This window comes from Proteus sp. G4415, from assembly GCF_963896075.1.
Taxonomy (GTDB): domain Bacteria; phylum Pseudomonadota; class Gammaproteobacteria; order Enterobacterales; family Enterobacteriaceae; genus Proteus; species Proteus mirabilis.
In genome coordinates this window covers 1-5,590 of the sequence record NZ_CAWQOK010000001.1, presented here as the reverse complement: position 1 = coordinate 5,590, position 5,590 = coordinate 1, and the positions used below count along the sequence as shown (strand labels likewise).

At 34.4% G+C, this 5,590-nt stretch carries 6 protein-coding genes; 4 read left to right on the top strand and 2 right to left on the bottom strand.

What is annotated here, in order from left to right:
- Nucleotides 1–222: 222 nt before the first annotated feature.
- The gene (locus AACU95_RS00030) at nt 223–630 is read left to right on the top strand and encodes a DUF4878 domain-containing protein (protein ID WP_004243305.1); all 408 of its coding nucleotides are present in this window, start codon (nt 223–225) and stop codon (nt 628–630) included.
- Complete coding sequence (locus AACU95_RS00025) at nt 627–1,181, top strand: YiiX/YebB-like N1pC/P60 family cysteine hydrolase (RefSeq protein WP_004243303.1); 555 nt, start codon at nt 627–629, stop codon at nt 1,179–1,181. Before AACU95_RS00030 ends, AACU95_RS00025 begins: the two co-directional genes overlap by 4 nt.
- A gap of 98 nt (nt 1,182–1,279) precedes the next feature.
- On the opposite strand, the gene AACU95_RS00020 is transcribed toward AACU95_RS00025, so the two are convergent.
- Nucleotides 1,280–2,068: a glucose 1-dehydrogenase gene (locus AACU95_RS00020; protein WP_004248258.1), complete on the bottom strand. Its 789-nt coding sequence runs from the start codon at nt 2,066–2,068 to the stop codon at nt 1,280–1,282.
- A 385-nt stretch (nt 2,069–2,453) separates the two neighbouring features.
- Here AACU95_RS00020 and AACU95_RS00015 point away from each other — a divergent pair, with 385 nt between their 5' ends.
- Nucleotides 2,454–3,167 carry an RNA ligase family protein gene (locus AACU95_RS00015; protein ID WP_004248257.1) on the top strand — a complete coding sequence of 238 codons (714 nt, stop codon included), beginning with the start codon at nt 2,454–2,456 and terminating at the stop codon, nt 3,165–3,167.
- Nucleotides 3,154–4,290, top strand: a complete 1,137-nt coding sequence (locus AACU95_RS00010; RefSeq protein WP_141192435.1) for an AAA family ATPase — start codon at nt 3,154–3,156, stop codon at nt 4,288–4,290. The genes AACU95_RS00015 and AACU95_RS00010 overlap by 14 nt, the downstream gene beginning before the upstream one ends.
- Nucleotides 4,291–4,389: 99 nt before the next feature.
- On the opposite strand, the gene AACU95_RS00005 is transcribed toward AACU95_RS00010, so the two are convergent.
- A complete protein-coding gene (locus tag AACU95_RS00005; RefSeq protein ID WP_004243298.1) occupies nt 4,390–4,875 on the bottom strand; it encodes a DUF4822 domain-containing protein in 486 nt (161 codons plus the stop codon).
- Nucleotides 4,876–5,590: the final 715 nt, after the last annotated feature.

The window sequence follows — 5,590 nt, the reverse complement described above, 5'->3', positions numbered from 1 at the left end:
TTGGGAGGATTTTTTCAAATATTTTTTACTAGGATTATTCTATATTAAAAAAAATTTATGACGAAACCTATTAATGTCACGTATAATTCCGCGATAGAAAAGTTATTTTTCTATTGCACAAACATAGTTTATAAATAAATTAGTGTGTTGTATGAGATGGTTTTCCTTTTTATATAAGATGCTTATTGTATTAAATTAAATATTTATGGTGATGGTGAATTTATGTTAAAGAAAATGATGGGATTTATGTTTCTTGCGGTGGCAATGATGACATTATCTGCATGTGGTGATAAACAAGACGAAGCAGGAAAAGCTGCAGTTGAATTTATTGAAGCTGTCGCTTCCGGTGATGGTGATAAGGCTGTGTCATTAATGTATTTTGGTGATTTAGAAAAAGATCCAATGGCAGAGCAAATTACCGGCAAATTTAAAATGATCGTTGCCGAAGCGGGCAAAAAAATTAAAGAGCAAGGTGGCTTGGGTAAGGTTGAAGTAGCAAAAGTTGAATACAGCGAAGATAAAAATAAAGCCGTTGTCACACTCAAAACAGTGTTGAAAAATGGTGAAGAAAAAACAGAAAATCAAAATATGATCAAAGTTGATGGCAAATGGAAAGTTGAAGTTAAGTGATAATACGCTTTACTCTTGCATTAACTTTATACTTAGCGAGCACATTGACTGTGCTCGCTTTGCCTTATCAGTTAAAAAGTGGTGATCTGGTTTTTCGCGATGGTGATGAAGTTATTAGCGACATAATAAAGCAAGTTGATAACAGCGGGTTCAGCCACGTAGGAATGTTGTGGATAACTGAGCAAGGTATACAGGTTGTTCACTCAACACCCAGTGAACATGCTGATAGTAAAGATGGTGTTACTATCGATAGTTTGGATTTCTTTATCAGTCGTGCTAAGCCTAATTCTGTACGCTTTTACCAAGTGCGTGGAAGTGAACAAGCACGACAACAAGCGTTAGAAGCTGTTTTAAATCGAGTAGGGGAAAACTTCAGTATTCAGCAAGATAAAGGTGTTTATTGTACAGAGCTGGTGGCTGATGCATGGTTAAAAGCAGGGGTTTCTATCTCAACGGGCACACGTACATTACATATGCCGTTTATTTCTGAAAGAGCACTTATTTTTCCTGATAATATTATCCATTCCGAAAATGTTATTTTGATTGAATAAAATAAGGATAAAAGCCTTCTTCCCAAAGAATAAGTATAAATAAACCGCAAAATTTGGAAAGAAGGTTATCTTAACGGTATGGACGACAGTGAACGGCTTTAGCCTTTTCCACCTTGAAATGAAGGATAAAGTGTCATACCGCCATCAATGAAAATAGTTTGTCCAGTAATATAAGTAGATTGCTCCGATGCTAACCAAGCAGCAACATTAGCCACTGCTTCAGGCTCTGCGGCATATTTCATTGGGATCATCTCTTCTAATTCTTTGCGTAACGCATCATCTTGCATTTTTTCTTTATTTATTGGGGTATTAATAGCACCAGGGCCAATGGCGTTAATACGAATACCATAGTGTGCATATTCAAGAGCCAGTGATTGCGTTAACATTCTCACGCCACCTTTACTGGCAGCGTAACTAGCAAAAGTCGGCCATGGGATCACTTCATGAACTGAAGACATATTAATAATATTGCCTTTGATCTTATTCTCAACGAAATATTTCAATGCGGAGCGAGCCGTTAGAAAATAACTGGTTAAATTTATATCAATAATTTTACGCCAATCTTCTAAATTCACTGCATGGGAAGGGGTTTGTGTCTCAATTCCCGCATTATTGATCAGAAGATCGAGCTGACCAAAGTGGTCAATCGCTTTATAAATAAAGTTATGAGCAATTTTTTCATCACTAATGTCACCGCCAAAAATAATCGCTTTACCTTTACCATGTTTATTTAGGCTATCGGCTAATGCTTGAGCTTCATTTTCATCAGAGTGATAGTTGATAACAACGTTCATTCCTTCTTGAGCTAATCTCGTCACTACTGCTGCACCAATTCCTCGTGACGAACCTGTTACTACAGCAACTTTTCCTTGAAGATCGTGATACATACTACCTCCCATGTGCAATATCGTTATGTAAACAGCGACTGAGGATTAAGATATTTATCATTATTTAAGTATAAATACCCATAGAGTGACATTATTAGCGTTGTCACCCTATTAAGGATAGATGAACAATCATCATGGAGCGTTAAATAACGAAAAAAATTGAGAGAAAATGAATAATAAATATAAACATTTTTTTCTAGTGCTATCTTGATAATACAGGTAGTATGTCAAAAATTATTTCTTTTGTTATTTTTGAGTTATTAGGTTGTGGTTATGTAATACGCATTAAGGCACTGAAGGTAAATAGTGCAAATACAGATAAATATACTCACTGAATTTTAATATAAATTTAGTAGGGTTCCTGTTACTTAATGAGTATAACACAATGAATAATCAATCAAAAAAATATGACAGAACATATCACTATCCTTTTTCACCAGGCACAACAAGCGATGATCGTATTAATGCCAATTGGTGGCAAGATATCTGCAAAATAAAGCATCTTATTCATACTGAAAAATTAGATGGTGAAAATAATTGCTTAAATCGAATGGGGGTTTTTGCTCGCTCTCATGCGACTCCGACACAATCTGCGTGGACAGTACAACTACGCCAGCGTTGGCAATCCATCAAAAATGATTTAGGTAATTTAGATATTTTTGGTGAAAATCTTTATGCCATTCATTCTATTGAATACCAACACTTGGAAGAGTATTTCTATGTTTTTGCCATACGTTGTCAGGATAAATGGCTAAGTTGGGAAGAAGTGCAATTTTATGCCACTTTATTTGATTTACCCACCGTACCGGAAATCTCGCTACCAAAATCGGAAAATAAAATAGAGTTTGAAAAGAATATTGTTTTACACGCACAAAAGCATAGCTCTTTTCAATCACGAGATGTGTTAACCAAGAAACCAAGTGCGATGGAAGGCATTGTCACACGAGATGCTCAAGCATTTTCATTAGATGAATTTTCACATCGGGTGTTTAAATATGTGAGAAAAGATCATGTTAAAACAGATGTGCATTGGAAACGTAATTGGAAAAGAGCGCCACTAATTTGGGAAAAAACACAGGAGTCTCATGATGCTTCATAAAAAATTACATAGCGAAATGTCATGGGAACAACTTGGTGAGTACTATGATGAAATTAGTGATATGTCCGGTGTTCGACAAGATCCGATCCACCATGCTGAAGGTGATGTAGCTATTCATACACAGCAGGTGATCCACGCTATAAAATCACTCCCTGAATACCAAGAGCTGTCAGAAAGAGAGCAACAAATTCTATGGATTGCAGCACTTTTACATGATGTAGAAAAACGTTCAACTACCCGTGAAGAGAATGGGCGAATTATTTCGCCAGGCCATGCTCGTAAAGGAGAATTAACGACAAGACGTTTTTTATATGAAAAAGTGCCGGTTAGCTTTATTGATAGAGAACAGATTGCGGCATTAGTACGCTATCACGGATTACCTTTATGGTTAATGGATAAACCCGATCCTAAAAAAGCCTTATTAGCGGCTTCGTTAAGAGTAGATTGCTATTTATTGGCATTGCTGGCTAAGGCGGATGTTCTGGGACGAAGCTGTGAAGATAAGCCCGCTTTATTGGATAAAATAGCGTTATTTACACTTTACTGTGAAGAATTAAATTGTTGGAGAACACCCGCACGATTTATTTCTGATGGCGCTCGATTTCACTATTTTCATAGTGAAAATAATGTCGATCCTCACTATGAACCTTATCCAGAGCAAGGAAGTGAAGTTATTGTACTTTGTGGACTACCGGGAATGGGCAAAGATAGTTATATTCGCCAATATTGTGCAGATATGTCTGTGGTAAGTTTAGATGTATTACGTCAGCAGCATAATATAAAACCAGATGATCGTGATGCGAATGGATGGATTGCACAACTTGCCAAAGAGCAAGCGAGAATATATTTAAGAGAGCATAAGTCTTTTGTTTGGAATGCAACAAATATTACTAAACAAATGCGTAATCAACTTATTGCTCTGTTTTATCGTTATCAAGCTAAAGTGACATTGGTATATATTGAAGTCCCTTATTTGCAATGGAAAAAACAAAACAGCGCAAGAAAGGAAGCGGTTCCCGATAAAGTGATGGAAAGAATGTTGAGCAAACTAGAAGTCCCAACACCAGAAGAAGCGCTTAATGTGATTTATTGGGTTGATGGGGAAGCTCAAAATTTGATTTAAGGCTAGTTATATTAAGGTCATACAACTAAAAAAAGGGCTATTTTACTTAGCATAAAATAGCCCTTAATTATTTATAACAGGTGAAACAACGTATTATGATTATTTCTTAACGTGATGAATAATATCAAAATAAACAGTATTATCCCCTTCAGTTGGGTAAATACGATAGGTATACTCATCATTATTGATGGTGATATTTTCTACATCACGAGTAAATAGTGTTTTTCCTTGTGCATCTTTGGCAACTAATGTACGCGTTTTTCCATCATTAGACATTGACCAATCCCCTTGCATTTTTTGTTTACCTTCAGGGGTAAACATAATAAAAGTGCCATTAGGATAATATTCTGCTAGGCCAAAATAATTACTGACTTGTGGATTATTAGCGTCAACTTTATTGCCTTTCTCGTCAATGGCTTGCGTGGTAACCCAAACTTTTTCTACCATGACTTTTTCATAATCATTGAGATCTTTTTGTGCTTGAGTTACGCCTTGAACTTGTTGTGTTGTGCTGGTGCTTTCAGCGGCAAAAAGAGAAGCACTAACACTTAATAATGAAATAGCAATAAGTGATTTTATTTTCATAGGTATATCCTTATGTCTTTACGTTGTGTATTTATCAGATTATTGGTGCTCAATTTATATTTATAATCTTAGACACTAAGTTTAAACATCGCTAGAAAATAAATGTGTCGGAATATGTCTGATAAATAGGTTGTTTTACAATCTATTTAGGTATTAGATATTTTAGAACACATTGTTGCTGATTTTATCTTCTTGAATTTTGTGATTTTTAGTTTTTATATCTAAGTTTTTATTTTTTATTGGAGTTATATTTTGTATCAGTGAGTTGCTGTTAGTGCTTTAGTATTCTCAGCTATTTACAAAATAAGCCAAAGATTGACGAGTAAAAAAATAAATCAATAAATAAAGCAAGATTTTTACTTACTTTGCCTACTTAAAATAGGTTATTTATACTTAGTTTGTTCAATGACTGTTGTTATTAATGTTATCTACCTCACAAAATGAGACAATAAAAACTGCTTCTATTTTAATCATTATGTCTGTATTTCTAATTATAAGTTGACATGATTAATTTACATTATCATTGGCTATACATTTTAATGGTAAGAAGAATTGTACTAATTTATGAACTATAAAAATGGAAGATTAATTTATTTTAAGCTTTGCTCGATTCACTAAAATAGTTGATTATTTAAACATAGTGATGATTATTTTTATTTTTGATTATTCTAGTAACTCTAAATTATTATAAAATAAGGTTTTTATTTTTTATTGT